The sequence below is a fragment of the Pseudomonas sp. PLB05 genome, assembly GCF_021106615.1.
Classification (GTDB): Bacteria; Pseudomonadota; Gammaproteobacteria; order Pseudomonadales; family Pseudomonadaceae; genus Chryseomonas; species Chryseomonas benzopyrenica.
Window position 1 is genome coordinate 1,191,857 of sequence record NZ_JAJOHO010000002.1, and the last position, 18,860, is coordinate 1,210,716.

General features: G+C 67.1%; 14 protein-coding genes and 1 riboswitch. Of the genes, 11 read left to right on the forward strand and 3 right to left on the reverse strand.

What is annotated here, in order from left to right; genetic code table 11:
* Nucleotides 1-76: 76 nt before the first annotated feature.
* Nucleotides 77-1,024 carry a LysR family transcriptional regulator gene (locus LRS53_RS12145; RefSeq protein WP_133862595.1) on the reverse strand — a complete coding sequence of 316 codons (948 nt, stop codon included), beginning with the start codon at nucleotides 1,022-1,024 and terminating at the stop codon, nucleotides 77-79.
* Nucleotides 1,025-1,131: 107 nt separating this feature from the next.
* On the opposite strand from LRS53_RS12145, the gene LRS53_RS12150 reads away from it, so the two are divergent.
* Genes LRS53_RS12150 through waaA form a run of 3 tightly spaced genes read left to right on the forward strand, consistent with a single transcriptional unit; the run spans nucleotide 1,132 to nucleotide 5,444 of the window.
* Nucleotides 1,132-2,313, forward strand: coding sequence for a fumarylacetoacetate hydrolase family protein (locus tag LRS53_RS12150; RefSeq protein WP_231356046.1), 1,182 nt, complete (start codon nucleotides 1,132-1,134; stop codon nucleotides 2,311-2,313).
* A gap of 32 nt (nucleotides 2,314-2,345) precedes the next feature.
* The gene (locus LRS53_RS12155; RefSeq protein ID WP_068383429.1) at nucleotides 2,346-4,130 is read left to right on the forward strand and encodes an IlvD/Edd family dehydratase; all 1,785 of its coding nucleotides are present in this window, start codon (nucleotides 2,346-2,348) and stop codon (nucleotides 4,128-4,130) included.
* Nucleotides 4,131-4,178: 48 nt separating this feature from the next.
* Entirely contained in the window at nucleotides 4,179-5,444 is a 1,266-nt protein-coding gene (gene waaA, locus LRS53_RS12160; RefSeq protein ID WP_231356047.1) for a lipid IV(A) 3-deoxy-D-manno-octulosonic acid transferase, read from the forward strand.
* Here waaA and LRS53_RS12165 read toward each other — a convergent pair.
* Nucleotides 5,390-6,886 (reverse strand): TolC family outer membrane protein, encoded by a 1,497-nt coding sequence (locus LRS53_RS12165; RefSeq protein ID WP_068383422.1) that lies wholly within the window; start codon nucleotides 6,884-6,886, stop codon nucleotides 5,390-5,392. The genes waaA and LRS53_RS12165 overlap by 55 nt on opposite strands.
* A 109-nt stretch (nucleotides 6,887-6,995) precedes the next feature.
* A riboswitch (TPP riboswitch) is annotated at nucleotides 6,996-7,122 on the forward strand.
* A 101-nt stretch (nucleotides 7,123-7,223) separates the two neighbouring features.
* Between LRS53_RS12165 and thiC the strand changes: the two genes are divergently transcribed.
* Together thiC and cytX are read left to right on the forward strand one after the other, a co-directional pair.
* The gene (gene thiC, locus LRS53_RS12170; protein WP_231356048.1) at nucleotides 7,224-9,101 is read left to right on the forward strand and encodes a phosphomethylpyrimidine synthase ThiC; all 1,878 of its coding nucleotides are present in this window, start codon (nucleotides 7,224-7,226) and stop codon (nucleotides 9,099-9,101) included.
* Nucleotides 9,102-9,422: 321 nt separating this feature from the next.
* The gene (cytX, locus tag LRS53_RS12175) at nucleotides 9,423-10,685 is read left to right on the forward strand and encodes a putative hydroxymethylpyrimidine transporter CytX (RefSeq protein ID WP_231356049.1); all 1,263 of its coding nucleotides are present in this window, start codon (nucleotides 9,423-9,425) and stop codon (nucleotides 10,683-10,685) included.
* 230 nt (nucleotides 10,686-10,915) lie between these two features.
* Here cytX and LRS53_RS12180 read toward each other — a convergent pair whose 3' ends face one another.
* Nucleotides 10,916-11,665, reverse strand: a complete 750-nt coding sequence (locus LRS53_RS12180; RefSeq protein ID WP_017640757.1) for an RsiV family protein — start codon at nucleotides 11,663-11,665, stop codon at nucleotides 10,916-10,918.
* 186 nt (nucleotides 11,666-11,851) lie between these two features.
* On the opposite strand from LRS53_RS12180, the gene LRS53_RS12185 reads away from it, so the two are divergent.
* From LRS53_RS12185 to parC, 6 genes are all read left to right on the forward strand, one after another.
* Nucleotides 11,852-12,472, forward strand: coding sequence for an NUDIX domain-containing protein (locus tag LRS53_RS12185; protein ID WP_064308570.1), 621 nt, complete (start codon nucleotides 11,852-11,854; stop codon nucleotides 12,470-12,472).
* Nucleotides 12,463-12,918 carry a DUF1249 domain-containing protein gene (locus tag LRS53_RS12190; protein WP_017640755.1) on the forward strand — a complete coding sequence of 152 codons (456 nt, stop codon included), beginning with the start codon at nucleotides 12,463-12,465 and terminating at the stop codon, nucleotides 12,916-12,918. Before LRS53_RS12185 ends, LRS53_RS12190 begins: the two co-directional genes overlap by 10 nt.
* 139 nt (nucleotides 12,919-13,057) lie before the next feature.
* Nucleotides 13,058-13,864, forward strand: coding sequence for a 3',5'-cyclic-AMP phosphodiesterase (gene cpdA / locus LRS53_RS12195; protein ID WP_064308569.1), 807 nt, complete (start codon nucleotides 13,058-13,060; stop codon nucleotides 13,862-13,864).
* Between the two features lie 84 nt (nucleotides 13,865-13,948).
* Nucleotides 13,949-14,557, forward strand: a complete 609-nt coding sequence (locus LRS53_RS12200) for a YqiA/YcfP family alpha/beta fold hydrolase (protein ID WP_064308568.1) — start codon at nucleotides 13,949-13,951, stop codon at nucleotides 14,555-14,557.
* A 7-nt stretch (nucleotides 14,558-14,564) separates the two neighbouring features.
* Nucleotides 14,565-16,463 carry a DNA topoisomerase IV subunit B gene (gene parE, locus LRS53_RS12205; RefSeq protein WP_017640752.1) on the forward strand — a complete coding sequence of 633 codons (1,899 nt, stop codon included), beginning with the start codon at nucleotides 14,565-14,567 and terminating at the stop codon, nucleotides 16,461-16,463.
* Between the two features lie 125 nt (nucleotides 16,464-16,588).
* Entirely contained in the window at nucleotides 16,589-18,841 is a 2,253-nt protein-coding gene (gene parC / locus LRS53_RS12210; protein ID WP_231356050.1) for a DNA topoisomerase IV subunit A, read from the forward strand.
* Nucleotides 18,842-18,860 lie beyond the last annotated feature (19 nt).

Sequence of the window (18,860 nt, forward strand, 5' to 3'; positions counted from 1 at the left end):
GCCACTCTAGGAGCGGGAGCGATTCTTTCCCAATGGCATTTGCGGATCATTCGATAACGGTGCGTTATCGAGCTGTCTAGGCTGCGGACTCCTCGCGACCGGCATGGCTCAGCAGGATGGCGGCGAATTCCCGCGCTGCCTCGCCGAGGGGTTCGCCCTTGCGGGTGAGGATGCCGTAGTCCTGCGCCGGCAGGTGTAGTGGCAGCTCCAGGGCACTGAGCGCGCCGCTGGCGAGATAGGGCTCGACCATGGCCTCCGGCAGCATGCCGATCATTGGGCCGGCGCGCAGCACCTGGAGAAAGGTCTGCATGGAGATGGTGTCGATGGTGTTGCTCGGCACCGGCAGGCCGGCGGCGGCAAAGGCTCGCTCCATGCGCCCGCGGATGGGCGTGCCCTTGGGATAGAGGATCCAGGGCCAGGCCAGCACCTGGTCGAGGCCCACGGGCCCGCTGCCCACCAGCGGGTGATCGGCGTTGACCACGAAGCGGAAGGGCTCCGGCGCCAGGGGCTGGAAGTCGAAGCGCTGGGCCTGGGCTTCGTCGGTGAAGCGCGCCACCGCCAGGTGCAGCAGCTTGTCGTCGAGCATCTCCATCAGGTGATCGCTGGTCTGCTCCACCACCTCGATGGCCAGCAGCGGCCAGCGCTGCTTGATCGCGACGATGGCCTGCGGCAGCGCCACCGCCGTGGCGGCGAAGATGCCGCCGACCTTGAGCTGGCCGTGGCCGCCGCGTCTCAGGCTGTCGATCTGCTCGGCGAAGTCGCGGGCATCGTTGAGCGCCACCCGGGCATAGCGCAGCACGTGCTCGCCCAGCGCCGTGGGCGGCATGCTGCGCGGCTGGCGCTCGAACAGGGCGAAGCCCAGCAGGTGCTCGAGCTCCTTGAGCATCTTGCTGATGGCCGGCTGGCTGAGGTTCATCTGCTGCGCCGCCAGGTGCATGTTGCGGGTGCGCCCCAGGGTGTCGATCAGCAGCAGGTGGCGAAACTTGAGCCAGTGGCTGATCTGGCTGAACGACGGCTCGGACACGTATGCCTCCAGGCGATAAGTGCAGGTTATCGAATGATGAAATAAGCCCATTTGAGTTTATCAGTCTGGCTGCCTAGCGTGGACCCATCAGCCCTGGAGTCCTGCCCATGTCCCTTCGTCTCTCGCCTGGCAACACCCTTCCCACCGATGGCCTGGCCGGCACCCTGGTCGGTCGTGCCTGGGTGCCCGGTCCGCTGGCCGGTCCCTCGCCCGTGGTGCTGCGCGAGGACGGCGTCTTCGATGTCTCGGCACGCTTCGCCACGCTGAGCGCCCTGTTCGAGGAAGAGGCGCCGCTGCAGACCCTGCGCGATACCCCCGGGCGCTACCTCGGCAGCCTCGATGACCTGCTGGCCAACAGCGGCGAACAGGCTGATCCGAGCCGCCTGCACCTGCTGCCGCCGGCCGACCTGCAGGTGATCAAGGCCGCCGGGGTGACCTTTGCCGCCAGCATGCTGGAACGGGTGATCGAAGAGCAGGCCGGCGGCGATGCTGGGCGCGCCGTGGCCATCCGCGAGCAGGTGCAGGCGGTGATCGGCGCGGATCTGCAGGGCCTGGAGCCGGGCAGTCCGCGCGCCCAGGCGCTCAAGACGCTGCTGATCGAGAAGGGCATGTGGTCGCAATACCTGGAGGTGGGCATCGGCCCGGACGCCGAGATCTTCACCAAGGCGCCGGTGCTGGCCGCGGTCGGCAGCGGCAGCGCCATCGGCATCCACCCCGTGTCCCAGTGGAACAATCCCGAGCCCGAGGTGGTGCTGGTGGCGGACAGCCGCGGCCGCCTGCATGGCGCCACCCTGGGCAATGACGTCAACCTGCGCGACATCGAGGGCCGCAGCGCCCTGCTGCTGAGCAAGGCCAAGGACAACAACGCCTCCTGCGCCCTGGGGCCCTTCATCCGCCTGTTCGACGAGACCTTCGATCTCGACCAGGTCCGCCAGTGCGTGGTGACCCTGGAAGTCCAGGGCGAAGACGGCTTTCACCTCAATGGCAGCAGCTCCATGGCGCAGATCAGTCGTGATCCCACCGATCTCGCCGCCCAGACCCTCAATGCCAACCACCAGTATCCCGACGGCTTCGTGCTGTTTCTCGGCACCCTGTTCGCCCCGACCCAGGACCGTGACGCCCCGGGCGGCGGCTTCACCCACAAGGTGGGTGACGTGGTGAGCATCGCCAGCCCGCTGCTGGGAACCCTGCACAATAGGGTGACCACCAGCGACCAGGCCCCGGCCTGGCGCTTCGGCCTCGGTGCCCTGATGCACAACCTGGCCGCCCGCGGCCTGCTGGGTCGCTAACCGCTCTTTCCTAATAACAACTAGAGACCATCATGACTTCCGCCAAACGCCCGCTGCGCAGCCAGCAATGGTTCGATGATCCCGCCCACGCCGACATGACCGCGCTCTATGTCGAGCGCTACATGAACTACGGCCTGACCCGCGACGAACTCCAGTCCGGTCGCCCCATCATCGGCATCGCCCAGACCGGCAGCGACCTCACCCCCTGCAACCGTCATCACCTGGAACTGGCCCAGCGGGTCAAGGCCGGTATCCGCGACGCGGGCGGCATCCCCATGGAGTTCCCGGTGCATCCCATCGCCGAGCAGAGTCGCCGCCCCACCGCGGCCCTGGATCGCAACCTGGCCTACCTCGGCCTGGTGGAGATCCTCCACGGCTTTCCCCTGGACGGCGTAGTGCTCACCACCGGTTGCGACAAGACCACCCCGGCCTGCCTGATGGCCGCGGCCACCACCGACCTGCCGGCCATCGTGCTGTCCGGTGGGCCCATGCTGGACGGGCATTTCAAGGGTGAGCTGATCGGCTCCGGCACCGTGCTCTGGCACGCGCGCAACCTGCTGGCGACCGGCGAGATCGACTACGAGGGCTTCATGGCCCTGACCACCGCCGCCTCGCCTTCGGTGGGCCACTGCAACACCATGGGCACGGCCCTGTCGATGAATGCCCTGGCCGAGACCCTGGGCATGTCGCTACCCGGTTGCGCCAGCATCCCCGCGCCCTATCGCGAGCGCGGCCAGATGGCCTATGCCACCGGCAAGCGCATCTGCCAGCTGGTGCTGGACGACGTCCGCCCCTCGCAGATCATGACCCGCGAGGCCTTCGAGAACGCCATCGTGGTGGCGTCGGCCCTGGGCGCTTCCAGCAACTGCCCGCCGCACCTGATCGCCATCGCCCGGCACATGGGCATCGAGCTGTCGCTGGACGACTGGCAGCGCCTGGGCGAGGACATCCCGCTGCTGGCCAACTGCATGCCGGCCGGCAAGTACCTGGGCGAGGGCTTCCACCGCGCCGGCGGGGTGCCGGCGGTACTCCACGAACTGCTCAAGGCGGGGCGCCTGCACGGCGACTGCCTGACGGTATCCGGGCGCACCATCGGTGCCATCGCCGAAGGTGCGGCCAGCTTGGATCCCGCGGTGATCCAGCCCTACGAAGCGCCGCTCAAGCACCGCGCCGGCTTCATCGTGCTCAGCGGCAATTTCTTCGACAGTGCCATCATGAAGATGTCGGTGGTGGGCGAGGCCTTTCGCCAGACCTACCTGGCCGAACCCGGCAAGGAAAACAGCTTCGAGGCGCGAGCCATCGTCTTCGAGGGTCCGGAGGACTATCACGCGCGCATCGACGACCCGGCCCTGGACATCGACGAGCGCTGCATCCTGGTGATCCGCGGCGCCGGTCCGGTGGGCTATCCGGGCAGCGCCGAGGTGGTCAACATGGCGCCGCCAGCGGCCCTGATCAAGAAGGGCATCGACTCCCTGCCGTGCCTGGGTGATGGTCGTCAGAGCGGCACCTCGGCCAGTCCCTCGATCCTCAACATGTCGCCGGAGGCCGCGGTGGGCGGCGGCCTGGCCCTGCTCAAGACCAACGACCGGCTGCGCGTGGACCTCAATGCCCGCAGCGTCGATGTGCTGCTGGATGATGCCGAACTGGAGCGCCGTCGCGCTGAATGGACGCCCAACCTGCCGCCGGCCCAGACCCCCTGGCAGGAGCTCTATCGGCAACTGGTGGGCCAGCTTTCCACCGGCGGCTGCCTGGAACCGGCCACCCTGCATCTCAAGGTGATCGCCCGCGAAGGCGGGGTGCCGCGGCACTCGCACTAGAGTGAACAGGCTCGCACTGGCGGCCTTGCTTCATTAAGCTCTGCCGCCATGAACCGTACCCTCTATAGCCTGATCTTCACCCTGGCCTTGCCCTTCATCCTGCTGCGCCTGCTCTGGCGCGGCCGCAAGGCGCCCGCCTATCGGCAACGCATTGGCGAGCGCCTGGCGCTGGGCTTGCCAAAGGTGCCGCCCGGCGGCATCTGGGTGCATGCGGTGTCGGTGGGGGAGAGCATCGCCGCCGCACCGGTGATCCGTGCGCTGCGCCAGCGCCATCCCGATCTGCCGATCACCGTGACCTGCATGACGCCCACCGGCTCGGAGCGCATTCGCGCCCTGTTCGGCAGCGACGTCCACCACTGCTATCTGCCCTACGACCTGCCGGGGCTGGCCGGGCGCTTCCTCGACCGGCTGCGGCCAAGCCTGGGCGTGGTGATGGAGACCGAGCTCTGGCCCAACCTCATCCACCAGGCGGCGCGCCGCGACATTCCCATCGCCCTGGCCAATGGCCGGCTGTCCGAGCGTTCCGCCCGTGGCTACGGGAAACTGGGCGGGGTGACCGGACCGATGCTGGCGGAACTGGCCTGGCTGGCGGTGCAGACACCGGTGGAAGCCGAGCGCTTCCGCGCCCTCGGTGCCCGTGCCGAGCGGGTCATGGTGACCGGTTCCATCAAGTTCGACCTGCGCATCGATCCCGAGCTGCCGGCCCGCGCGGCTGCGCTGCGCCAGGGCTGGGGCCGTCGCCCGGTGTGGATCGCCGCCAGTACCCACGCCGGCGAAGACGAGATCCTGCTCCAGGCCCAGCGCCAACTGCTGGCCACCCGCCCCGATGCCCTGCTGATCCTGGTGCCGCGTCATCCCGAACGCTTTCCCGAGGTGCTGGCCGAGGTGCGCCGCGAAGGCTTCAGCGTGATCCAGCGCTCGACGGGGGAGGCGGTGCAGCCGCAGACCCAGGTCCTGCTGGGCGACACCATGGGCGAGTTGCTGTTTCTCTACGCCCTGGCCGACGTGGCCTTCGTCGGTGGCAGCCTGATCGAGCGCGGCGGGCACAATCCGCTGGAGCCGGCCGCTCTCGGCGTGCCGGTGCTCAGCGGTCCGCACGTGTTCAACTTCCTCGACATCGTCGCCCAGTTGCGCGACGCCGGCGCCCTGGAAACGGTAGCGGAAGCCTCGGCCATCGCCGCCGCCGTGGCCCGACTGTGGGCCGAGCCGGCGGAAGCCGAGCGGCGCCGTCAGGCCGGCCTGGCGGTATTGGCCGCCAATCAGGGCGCGCTGGAGCGCCTGCTCTCCGGACTGGATAAATTGCTCACGCCCTGAGCCGAACGCGCCGGCAGGACGTCGGCGCGGGTCTTGGCCAGGTCCGGCGGCAGGAAGTCGCGATCCGGGTCGTAGTGGGGGTCGAGATAGCCCGACAGCGCCAGCAGGTCGTTGGGCGCCAGGGTGCCGGCCGCCTGCTTGAGTCTCAGGGTATCCAGGATGTAGTTGTAGCGGGCGTCGTTGTACTGGCGCACGGCGTTGTACAGCAGCCGCTGGGCGTCGAGCACGTCGACGATGGTGCGGCTGCCCACCTGGTAGGCGATCTCGGTGGCTCTCAGGGCGCGCTGGCTGGAGGCGATGGACAGCCGTCGGGCACGCACCTGCTCGATATCGGTGTTGATCGCCCGATGGGCATTGCGGGTGTTCTGTACCACCTGGCGGCGCAGGCTTTCCTGCTGCTGTTCGCTCCGGTCCAGCTGCTGGTAGGCCTGACGCGCCTGGGAGCTGGTGGCGCCGCCGCTGTACAGCGGTAGCTCCACCTGGATACCGATGCTGCGACTGTTAACCGGGCTGCCGAACAGCGCCAGCTGCTCGGCGTTGGGCAGATTCACCGCATCGTTGTCGCTGTGGCTGTAGCGCGCCACCGCATCCACCGTCGGCAAGTGCCCGGCGCGGCGCTGGCGCAGGGTTTCCTGCGCCGCGTTCACGCCCTGGCCGGCGGCCAGCAGCTGCAGATTCTGGCGCATGGCGGTGTCCACCCACTGGCGCGCATCGTTGGGCTGCGGCGGCAGGATCGGCAGGTCGTGGCGAATGCCGGCGATGCTGCCGTAGTCACGATCGGTCAGGCGAGTCAGGGCCTGGAAGGCATCGGCCACCTGCTGCTCGCTCTGCGAGCGGTTGGCCTGGGCATTGTCGAAGCTGGCCTGGGCCTGGAGCACGTCGGTGTCGTCGGTCAGGCCGACCTTGTAGCGCTCGCGGGACTGGTCCAGCTGGCGGTACAGCGCCTTTTCCTCGGCACGGGCGGTGGCCAGGGCGTCCTGGGCGCGCAGGGCGCTGAAATAGCCCTCGGCGGTCTGCAGGATCAGTTGCTGCTGGGCGGCGGAAAACTGCAGCTCGGCCTGCTCGGTGGCGGCCTGGGCGGCCTTGAGCTGGAACCAGCGGTCGGCGCGGAACAATGGCTGGCTGAGGGTGGCCTGGATCAGCTGGCTGCTGCGATCGCTGCTGTAGCGGCCACCCTGGACGCCCAGCGCGGGATTGTCCTTCAGCTCCAGGCTGGTGTGGGTGTCGTTGAACTGGGCGCCAAGGCCGAGTTGCGGCAGCAAGCCGGCCCGTGCCTGGGGCACCGCTTCGCGCTGGGCGCCGAGACCGGCGCGCTCGGCGGCCAGGTCGGCGTTGTTGTCCAGCGCCTCGCGGTAGACGTCGAGCAGGCCACTGCCGGCCACCTGGGCCTGGGCCAGACCGGCCGTGGTGCAGAGCGCCGCGAGCAGCAGGAATCTTCGCATTCTGGGAGCCTTCCTTGAGAGACCGGGCCAGTGTAGTGACTTCGTCCGAATCCGCCATAGGAGAGGAAATAGCGGTCGAAGTTTCTGCCGGTCTGGGTTTACACTGGCCGCGTTCTTGTCGGGGTGCGCTACGAGGCGCTGAGATCGGGTAGTCCCGGATCCCGTTGAACCTGATCAGGCTAGGCGCGCCGCATGGCGGTGCGTCAACCTGCGTAGGGAACAAGAGGGCGTCCGCATTCGTCTCCGTGGTCGCCATCCGTCCGGGCTTGCGTCTTCCTGCGTGCCCACCCTTCGTCCAGGTTCTTCCCTCGGCAACGCGCCCACCAGGAGAGCCTCGATGAACAAGCAGAACAACGTCACCGACTTCACCCGCGTCGACCGCCAGTCCACCCAGCCGTTGCCCAATTCGCGCAAGGTCTATCTGACCGGCTCGCGTCCCGACATTCGCGTGCCGGTGCGGGAAATCTCCCTCGCCGATACCCCCACCGCGTTCGGCGGTGAAAAGAACGCTCCGGTGTTCGTCTACGACACCTCCGGTCCCTACACCGACCCGACCGCCCGCATCGACCTGCGCAAGGGCCTGCCGGACGTGCGTTCGCGCTGGATCGAAGAGCGTGGCGACACCGAACTGCTGGCCGGGCTCTCGTCCGAATTCGGTCAGGCGCGGCTCGCCGATCCGAGCCTCGCCGCCCTGAGATTCGACCTGGCGCGCCAGCCGCGCCGGGCCAAGGCCGGGTGCAACGTCTCCCAGATGCACTATGCCCGCCAGGGCATCGTCACCCCGGAGATGGAATACATCGCCATCCGCGAGAACATGAAGCTGCAGGAGGCCCGCGCCGCCGGCCTGCTCGGCAACCAGCACCGCGGCCAGAGCTTCGGCGCCAGCATTCCCCAGGAGATCACGCCGGAGTTCGTCCGCGACGAGGTGGCCCGCGGCCGCGCCATCATCCCGGCCAACATCAACCACCTGGAGCTGGAGCCGATGATCATCGGCCGCAACTTCCTGGTGAAGATCAACGGCAACATCGGCAACAGCGCCCTGGGCTCTTCCATCGAGGAAGAGGTGGAAAAGCTGACCTGGGGCATCCGCTGGGGCGCCGACACCGTGATGGACCTGTCCACCGGCAAGCACATCCACGAGACCCGCGAGTGGATCATCCGCAACTCGCCGGTCCCCATCGGCACCGTGCCCATCTACCAGGCTCTGGAAAAGGTCGATGGCGTCGCCGAAGAACTGACCTGGGAGCTGTTCCGCGACACCCTCATCGAGCAGGCGGAGCAAGGCGTGGACTACTTCACCATCCATGCCGGGGTGCGCCTGCACTACGTGCCCCTGACCGCCAAGCGCGTCACCGGCATCGTCTCCCGCGGCGGCTCCATCATGGCCAAGTGGTGCCTGGCGCATCACAAGGAAAACTTCCTCTACACCCATTTCGAAGACATCTGCGAGATCATGCAGGCCTACGACGTGAGCTTCTCCCTGGGTGACGGCCTGCGCCCGGGCTCCATCGCCGATGCCAACGACGCCGCCCAGTTCGGCGAACTGGAAACCCTCGGCGAGCTGACCAAGATCGCCTGGAAGCACGATGTCCAGACCATGATCGAAGGCCCGGGCCATGTGCCCATGCAGCTGATCAAGGAAAACATGGACAAGCAGCTGGAGTGCTGCGACGAGGCGCCGTTCTATACCCTCGGCCCCCTGACCACCGATATCGCCCCCGGCTACGACCACATCACCAGCGGCATCGGCGCCGCCATGATCGGCTGGTTCGGCTGCGCCATGCTTTGCTACGTGACGCCCAAGGAGCACCTCGGCCTGCCCAACAAGGACGATGTCAAGACCGGCATCATCACCTACAAGATCGCTGCCCATGCCGCCGACCTGGCCAAGGGGCATCCCGGCGCCCAGATCCGCGACAACGCACTAAGCAAGGCGCGTTTCGAATTCCGCTGGGAAGACCAGTTCAACCTGGGCCTGGACCCGGACACGGCGCGCGCCTTCCACGACGAGACCCTGCCCAAGGACTCGGCCAAGGTGGCGCACTTCTGCTCCATGTGCGGACCCAAGTTCTGCTCCATGAAGATCACCCAGGAAGTCCGCGACTACGCCAAGGAAAACGGCCTGACCGACGAGCAGAAGGCCATCGAGGCCGGCTTCCAGGAACAGGCGGCGCGCTTCAAGGACGAAGGCGGGGTGATCTACAAGCAGGTCTGACGACCGTAGGTTGGCGCTGAGCGCAGCGAAGCCCAACGATGCGCAGGTCGACCTCGTACCGTTGGGCTTCGACGATGGAGCCGTCTCAACCCAACCTACGGTTCCAGACAAACCACCGTAGGTTGGCGCTGAGCGCAGCGAAGCCCAACGATGCGCAGGTCGACCTCGTACCGTTGGGCTTCGACGATGGAACCGTCTCAACCCAACCTACGGTTCCAGACAAACCACCGTAGGTTGGCGCTGAGCGCAGCGAAGCCCAACAATGCCCGGCGTCACCCAACGACGTTGGGCGTCCTCAACCCCTTGCTCACGAGACCCATCATGGCCCAGGCCCCCGGCCTCTATACCCCCACCGTCCCCGTTCCGGCGGACCGCCGCATCCTTGGCGGGCGCGACCTCTTCACCCTCTGGTTCTCCCTCGGCATCGGCCTGATGGTGGCCCAGGCCGGCGCGCTGCTGGCGCCCGGACTGGGCCTGGCCGATGGCCTGCTGGTGCTGGTGCTCGGCACCGCGGTCGGGGTGCTGTTGCTGGCCGCTGCCGGCCTGGTGGGCAGCGACACGGGCCTGGCCGGCATGACCGCCCTGGGCCAGAGTCTCGGCCAGCGCGGCGCGCTGTTGCCCGCGGTGCTCAACATCACCCAGCTGATCGGCTGGGGTGCCTTCGAACTGGTGGTGATGCGCGAGGCGGCCAGTGTGCTGCTGGGCAGCTGGGGCCTGCAGAGCTGGGCCTCGCCGGTGCTCTGGACCCTGGTCTTCGGCGCCCTGGCCACGGCGCTGGCGGTGGCCGGTCCCCTGACCTTCGTGCGCCGTTTCCTCAGCCGCTGGGGTATCTGGCTGCTGTTGGGCGCCTGCGGCTGGTTGACCCTGGACCTGTTCCTGCGCGCCGACCTGGCCGCGCTCTGGCAGCGCCCGGGCGATGGCTCCCTGACCCAGGCCCTGGGCTTCGACCTGGTGGTGGCCATGCCGCTGTCCTGGCTGCCGGTGATCGCCGACTACACCCGCTTCGCCCGCACCGGACGCAGCGCCGGCCGGGGCGTCATGCTGGGCTATTTCTGCGGCAACCTCTGGCTGATGGGCCTGGGCTTCGCCTACACCCTGGCCTTCGCCAGCGGCGGTGAAGCCGACGCTCTGCTACGCGCCCTGGCCGTGGCCGGCCTGGGCCTGCCACTGCTGCTGATCCTGCTGGACGAATCGGAAAACGCCTTTGCCGCCTATCATTCGGCGGCAGTGGCGACGGGCTTTCTCGCTCAGGTCAAGATCTGGCAGCTGACCCTGGCCATCGGCATCCTCTGCACCCTGCTGGCGCTGCTGGTGCCCCTGGCCCAGTACGAGCACTTCCTGCTGCTGATCGGCTCGGTGTTCGCCCCGCTGTTCGGCGTGGTGCTGGTGGATCATTTCCTGCTGCGCCGCCGCAAGGCTCCGCAGCGGGTACGGGCGTTGCGCCTGGAATCCCTGATCGCCTGGACCCTAGGCGTGGCCGTCTACCACCTGCTGCCAACGCTGCTCCCGGCCTGGGGCGCGACCCTGCCGGCCATCGTGGTGGCCGGTACCGCACAGGCGCTGCTGGGGTTGAAGCGAGTTTAGAGTCTGGCCTGTTGGGCTTCGCTACGCTCAGCGCAACCTACGGGAACAGTGTGCTGGCCTAGCAGGCGTAGGTTGGGCTGAGACGGCTCCATCGTCGAAGCCCAACGGTGCGCTGCTGAATAGGGCCTGTTGGCTTCGCTGCGCTCAACCCAACCTACGTCGGTTGCGGTCCGAGGTGACACCGTAGGTTGGACTGAGACGGCTCCACCGTCGAAGCCCAACACAGCGGACTACGGCTGGCGACTCTTCCCGCGCCCCGGGAAATACTCGCCCTTGAGGATGCCGTTGAGCTTGGGATAGGGGATCTTCAGCTCCGGATGGCCCATGGCATAGGGGGCGATGCTGCCGATGTCGTACTTGAGCGTCAGGGCGCCGAAGTCCAGCGCCACGTTGTTGGTCTTGAGGAAGGGCCACTGCTGACGGAATTCGGCATCGCCGACACCGTTGCTGAGCATCCAGGCCTCCCGCGACAGCTGCGCCAGGCGCCAGAATTCGGCTTCCTGCCCCGGCACCAGCATGTCGCCCAGGGTGATCTGCCGATCGAGGTGGCGATCCCAGGTGACGAAGTCGCGCCCGGCCAGGCCATGGGCGCCGCCGTTGGCCAGGTAGCTGGAGAATTCGATGATCACCAGGCCGTCATGCTGTTCGCGCACCTTGGCCTGCAGATAGCTGCTCCAGCGCGGCTGGGCCTTGGCGAGGAAATTTTGCTCGTAGCTGGCCAGCGAGGCGGGGATGGGCGCGCCCGGCTCGGCACGGGCCAGGCCCAGCAGGTGGCGTTGCACCAGGGCGTCCAGCGCCGGTTCGCCGAACTCCACGTAGTCGATGTTGATCAGTGGGCAGTCTTCGCCCTGGCAGCCGGCAGGGCGGTGCTCCCAGGCCTGGTGGCGAGGCGTGAGGGGTTTGTCGAGGTTGGGGCCGAAGACGCTTTGGCAACCACCGAGCAGCAGGCCGGCGAGCAGGAGGAGCGGGCGGATACGCATGGGATTCCTTGTCCTGGAAACAGAGAACGACGGCTTTCGAACCCGTCTGGCCCCATAAGTTTGCCAGGGGTGGGCGCAGGTTTCCCGGCTTGTTGTCCTTTTCGCGACTTGGCGCGCCGGGGGCTGCACGAGCGCAGGCGGCACGCTACGATGATCTGATTACCTGCAATCAGCGCTGGAGCGCCCATGACCGAAGCCAATGAATCCCAGGCGCCCGCCGTTGAAATCCTGAGCCGCGAGATCTGCTTTCAGGGCTTCTACCGCATGGCCCGTTTCCGGCTGCGCCATCGCCAGTTCTCCGGTGATTTGGGCCCGGAACTGGAGCGCGAGGTCTTCGTGCGTCCCGATGCCGTCTGCGTGCTGCCCTACGACGCCGTGCGTGACGAAGTGGTGCTGATCGAGCAGTTTCGCGTCGGCGTCATGGAAAAGACCGCTCATCCCTGGCTGCTTGAGCCGGTGGCGGGCTTGGTGGACAAGCAGGGCGAGGCCGTCGAGGCGGTCGCTCATCGGGAAGCCGAGGAAGAAGCCGGGCTGACCTTGCAATCGCTCTGGCCCATCTCCACCTACTTCCCCTCGCCCGGCGGCAGTGACGAACAGGTCTATCTCTACCTAGGCCGCTGCAGCACCGCGGACGCCGGTGGCGTCCATGGTCTGGAGGAGGAGGGCGAGGACATTCGCGTCCATGTCTGGTCGCTGGACGAGGCACTGGCAGGGGTGCGCGACGGTCGAATCAATAACGCAGCGGCAATCATCGCCCTGCAATGGTTGGCGCTCAATCGCGCCGAGGTACGGGGGTTATGGGGCTGAAACTGCGAGATCGCTATCGAGTTGACCTGCCGGGCCTGCAGGCCACGTGCGAGGCCAACTACGTGCGGCTGATGCGGCTTCTGCCCAAGATGCGCGAAGCCGTGGTATCGCGCCGCGTCATGTTGTCGCAAGGCGAGCGCCCCTTGGGGGTGCTGGCGCTGGAGGTCACCGAGGCCTGTCCCTATACGACGGTGCTGCGGGTCCGCCAGGAACTGGGGCTGCCCTGGCTGCCGGTTCCCGAGCTGGAAGTGCGGGTCTATCACGACGCGCGGATGGCGGAAGTGGTGTCGGCCGGGGCCTCCCGGCACCTGCTCGGACGCTATCCCTATCCCAACCAGGCGATGCATCAGCCTGACGAAAAGAACCAGCTCAATCTGTTTCTCGGCGAGTGGCTGAGTCACTGCCTGGCCTGTGGCCACGAGGCTGAACCCATCCTGCAGCGATGAGTACCAGGGCGCAACGCTGACAGCCGCGGCTTCCCTCTCGCTCGCCAAGCTGCGAAAATGTGATGCATGCACGCAAGTGCCCGGGAACTTTTCTGCACCCTGCCTGCGCTCGTTGTCCCCTTATGCCTAGGAGGCTTTGGTGAGTTTGCCGGATAGTGTCAACGCTCCCCTCGTCGTCCAACTGACCGACAGCCATCTGTTTGCTCGTGCCAATGGCCGGCTGTTGGGCATCGATACGGCAGCTAGCCTGCAACAGGTGGTCGCCCAGGTGGTACGGGAGCAGCCACGCATCGATCTGCTGCTGGCCAGCGGTGACCTCTCCCAGGATGGTTCCGTGGCGTCCTATCAGCGCTTTTGCGCGCTGACCGAGCCGCTGGACGCGCCCATGCGCTGGCTGGCCGGCAACCATGACGAGAACGCGCCCATGGCCAAGGCCTGTGGCGATCGCGATTTTCTGGAATCCGTCACCGACCTGGGCGCCTGGCGTCTCATCCTGCTCGACAGCACCGTGCGCGGCTGCGTGTTCGGTGAGCTGGAGCAGGCGCAACTGCTGGCCCTGGACGAGGCCCTGAGCGCCGCGCCCGAACGCCCCGCGCTGATCTGCCTGCACCATCACCCGGTCCCGGTGGGCTGTGGCTGGATGGAACCCCTGGGGCTGCACCGGCCGGACGAGCTGTTCGCCGTGCTGGATCGCCATCCTCAGGTCAAGGTCGTGCTCTGGGGTCACATCCACCAGGAATTCGATCAGCTGCGCAACGGCGTGCGCCTGCTGGCCTCGCCGTCCACCGGTCTGCAGTTCGAGCCGGGCAGCGAGGATTTCAAGGCGGGCGACCAGGCCCCGGGCTATCGCTGGTTGCGCCTGTTGCCCGATGGCACCCTGGAAACCGGTGTCTCGCGTCTGCAACAGCATGCCTTCACTGTGGATCACAGCGCGGCGGGCTACTGACGCCGACGCCGGTCGGCTGCCTTGGTCGCGCGGGTCGAAACGGGTTACTCTTTACCTGTTTTTTTATCCAGTAGGAGCGGCCCGATGCCGTCGATCCTCTATATCCATGGTTTCAATAGCTCACCCGCGTCCTTGAAGGCGCGGCAGCTGACCGCCTGCATGACCCGACTCGGCCTGGCGGACCGCCTGCGCGCCCCGGCGCTGCCCAACGATGCCGATGCCGCCTTCGCGCTCCTGGAGCGCGAACTGGCCGAGCTGGACGCCCCCTTGCTGGTCGGCAGCTCCCTGGGCGGCTACTATGCCACCGTCCTGGCCGAGCGCCACGGGCTCAAGGCCGTGCTGATCAACCCCGCGGTCCGGCCCTGGCGCTTCATGGAGCATTACCTGGGGCTCCAGCGCAATCACCATACCGGCGAGACCTGGATCCTCACCGAGGCCCACGTCGAGGCCATGCGTGCGCTGGAAGTCGCGGCGCCGGCGGATCCCGAGCGCTTCCACGTCTGGCTGCAGACCGGCGACGAGACCCTCGACTACCGGGACGCCGAACGCTACTACGGCGCCTGCACCCTGCGTATCGAGCAGGGCGGCGACCACGGCTTCCAGGGCTTCCATCGCCAGCTGCCGCTGCTGCTGGAGCTGGCCGGCTTCGATCCGGCGCTCTGGCGCGAGCTGGATTTCAACACCTTCGAATAGAGACCCCATGGCCACGCAGAACGCCTATAACGCCGACGCCATCGAAGTCCTCTCCGGACTCGATCCGGTGCGCAAGCGCCCTGGCATGTACACCGACACCTCCCGGCCCAACCACCTGGCCCAGGAAGTCATCGACAACAGCGTGGACGAGGCCCTGGCCGGTCATGCGCGCCAGGTGCAGGTGATCCTGCACGCCGACAACTCCCTCGAGGTGCTCGACGACGGGCGTGGCATGCCGGTGGACATCCATCCGGAAGAGGGCGTCTCCGGCGTCGAATTGATCCTGACCAAGCTGCACGCCGGCGGCAAGTTCTCCAACAAGAACTACCAGTTCTCCGGCGGTCTGCACGGCGTGGGCATCTCGGTGGTGAACGCCCTGTCGACCCGCGTCGAGGTGCGCGTCAAGCGCGACGGCAACGAATACGGCATGGCCTTCGCCGACGGCTTCAAGGCCAGCGAACTGGCCGTGGTCGGCAGCGTCGGCAAGCGCAATACCGGCACCAGCGTGCACTTCTGGCCGGATCCCAAGTACTTCGATTCGCCCAAGTTTTCCGTCAGCCGTCTGAAGCACGTGCTCAAGGCCAAGGCGGTGCTCTGCCCAGGCCTGGCGGTGAGCTTCCTCGACGAAGCCAGCGGCGAGCGTAGCGAATGGCATTACGAAGACGGCCTGAGATCCTATTTGATCGACACCGTGGGCGATGCCCTGCGGCTGCCCGAGGCCCCCTTCCACGGCAGCCTGGCCTCGGCCCGGGAAGCGGTGGACTGGGCGCTGTTCTGGCTGCCCGAGGGCGGCGAGTCGGTGCAGGAAAGCTACGTCAACCTGATTCCCACCGCCCAGGGCGGCACCCATGTGAACGGCCTGCGCCAAGGTTTGCTGGATGCCATCCGCGAATTCTGCGAGTTCCGTAACCTCTTGCCGCGTGGCCTCAAGCTGGCCCCGGAAGACGTCTGGGAGCGCATCGCCTTCGTCCTCTCGATGAAGATGCAAGAGCCGCAGTTCTCCGGTCAGACCAAGGAGCGGCTGTCCTCCCGCGAGGCGGCCGCCTTTGTCGCCGGGGTGGTCAAGGACGCCTTCAGCCTCTGGCTCAACGCCCATCCGGAGCTGGGTCAGCAGATCGCCGAACTGGCCATCAACAATGCCGGCCGCCGCCTCAAGGCGGGTAAGAAGGTCGAGCGCAAGAAGATCACCCAGGGTCCGGCGCTGCCCGGCAAGCTGGCCGATTGCGCCGGCCAGGATCCCATGAGATCCGAGCTGTTCCTGGTGGAGGGTGACTCCGCCGGTGGCAGCGCCAAGCAGGCGCGCAGCAAGGAATTCCAGGCCATCATGCCGCTGCGCGGCAAGATCCTGAACACCTGGGAGGTGGACGGCAGCGAGGTGCTGGGCAGCCAGGAGGTGCACGACATCGCCGTGGCCATCGGCATCGACCCGGGCAGCGCCGACCTGAGCGGCCTGAGATACGGCAAGATCTGCATCCTCGCCGACGCCGACTCCGACGGCCTGCACATCGCCACCCTGCTGTGCGCCCTGTTCGTGCAGCACTTCCGTCCGCTGGTGGACGCCGGCCACGTCTATGTGGCCATGCCGCCGCTGTACCGCATCGACCTGGGCAAGGAGGTCCATTACGCCCTCGACGAGGCCGAGCGTGACGGCGTCCTCGATCGCCTGGCGGCGGAGAAGAAGCGCGGCAAGCCCCAGGTCACCCGCTTCAAGGGCCTGGGCGAGATGAATCCGCTGCAGCTGCGCGAGACCACCATGGATCCCAACACCCGGCGCCTGGTGCAGCTGACCCTCGAAGACGTGCCCGGCACCCTCGAGATGATGGACATGCTGCTGGCCAAGAAGAGGTCCGGCGACCGCAAGAGCTGGCTGGAATCCAAGGGCGATCGCGCCGAAGTGCTGCTCTAAATATGTTGGCTGCGCTTATCGCGGCCATGGGCCGCTCCTACAGGTGTATCGAGCGCCTGTAGGAGTGGTCCATGACCGCGATGGACCGGGCCCCCCGATCAAAGACGTAACACCAAAGGACTCCCATGAGTGCACCCCTCGACCTGAGCCTGGATGGCGTCGAACGCCGTTCGCTGGCCGACTTCACCGAGCAGGCGTACCTGAACTACTCCATGTACGTCATCATGGACCGTGCCCTGCCGCACATCGGCGACGGTCTCAAGCCGGTCCAGCGCCGCATCATCTATGCCATGAGCGAACTGGGCCTGGACGCCGACGCCAAGCACAAGAAATCCGCCCGTACCGTGGGTGACGTCCTCGGTAAGTACCACCCCCACGGCGACTCGGCCTGCTACGAGGCCATGGTGCTCATGGCCCAGCCGTTCTCCTATCGCTATCCGCTGGTGGATGGCCAAGGCAACTGGGGGGCGCCCGACGATCCCAAGTCCTTTGCCGCCATGCGCTACACCGAGGCGCGGCTGTCGCGCTATTCCGAGGTGCTGCTCAATGAACTGGGGCAGGGCACCGTGGACTGGGTGCCCAACTTCGATGGCACCCTGAACGAACCGGCGGTGTTGCCGGCACGTCTGCCCAACCTGCTGCTCAACGGCACCACCGGCATCGCCGTGGGCATGGCCACCGACATCCCGCCGCACAACCTGCGCGAGGTGGCGGCTGCCTGCGTGCGCCTGCTGGACGATCCCATCGCCGGGATTCCCGAACTCCTGGAGCATGTGCCGGGTCCGGACTTCCCCACCGAAGCCGAGATCATCACCCCGCACGCCGACCTGCGCAAAATCTACGAGACCGGGCGCGGCTCGGTGCGCATGCGCGCCGTCTACCGCCGCGAAGACGGCGACGTGGTCATCACCGCGCTGCCGCACCAGGTCTCGGGTTCCAAGGTGCTGGAGCAGATCGCCGCCCAGATGCAGGCCAAGAAGCTGCCCATGGTGGCCGACCTGCGCGACGAGTCGGACCACGAGAACCCGACCCGCATCGTCATCGTGCCGCGCTCCAACCGCATCGATGCCGACGAGCTGATGCAGCACCTGTTCGCCACTACCGATCTCGAATCCAGCTACCGGGTCAACCTCAACGTCATCGGCCTGGACGGCAAACCCCAGGTCAAGGACCTCAGGCAGATCCTCCAGGAGTGGCTGATCTATCGCATCGGTACGGTACGCCGTCGCCTGCAGTTCCGCCTGGACAAGGTCGAGCGCCGCCTGCACCTGCTGGACGGCCTGCTGATCGCCTTCCTCAACCTGGACGAGGTGATCCACATCATCCGCACCGAAGAGCATCCCAAGCAGGCGCTGATGGCCCGCTTCGAGCTCTCCGAGGACCAGGCCGACTACATCCTCGAAACCCGCCTGCGTCAGTTGGCGCGGCTGGAAGAGATGAAGATCCGTGGCGAACAGGCCGAACTGCTCAAGGAGCAGAAGCGCCTGCAGACCCTGCTGGGCAGCGACAAGAAGCTGCGCAACCTGGTCCGCGACGAACTGATCAAGGATGCCGAGACCTATGGCGACGCCCGCCGCTCGCCCATCGTCGCCCGTGCCGAGGCCAAGGCCCTGTCCGAAACCGAGCTCATGCCCACCGAGCCGGTGACCGTGGTGCTTTCCGAGAAGGGCTGGGTGCGCCAGGCCAAGGGCCACGACGTCGATCCGACCGGGCTGTCCTACAAGGCCGGTGATGGCTTCAAGGCGGCGGCCCTGGGTCGCTCCAACCAGTTCGCCGTCTTCATCGATTCCACCGGCCGCAGCTATTCGGTGGCCGCCCATTCGCTACCGTCGGCGCGTGGCCAGGGCGAACCCCTGACCGGGCGCCTGACGCCGCCGCCGGGGGCCAGCTTCGAATGCCTGTTGCTGCCGGACGACAGCGGTCTCTATGTCCTGGCGTCGGATGCCGGCTACGGCTTCGTGGTCAAGGGCGAGGACCTGCAGGCCAAGAACAAGGCCGGCAAGGCGCTGATCAGCCTGCCCAATGGCGCCAAGGTGCTGGCCCCGAAGCCGGTGGCTTCCCTGGAGGACACCTCCATCGCGGTGGTCACCAACGAGGGACGGCTGCTGGTGTTCGCCATCACCGAGCTGCCGCAACTGGCCAAGGGCAAGGGCAACAAGCTGATCTCCATCCCTGGCGAGCGGGTCGCCAAGCGCGAGGAATACGTGGTCGATCTGGCCGTGGTGCCGGCCGGTGCTTCCCTGACCCTGCAGGCCGGCAAGCGACCCTATACCCTCAAGGGCAGCGACCTGGAGCACTACCGCGCCGAGCGCGGCCGGCGGGGCAACAAGCTGCCGCGGGGCTTCCAGCGGGTGGACTCGCTGCAGGTGGAAACTTGAGCCGTCTGCAGTCAGCCGC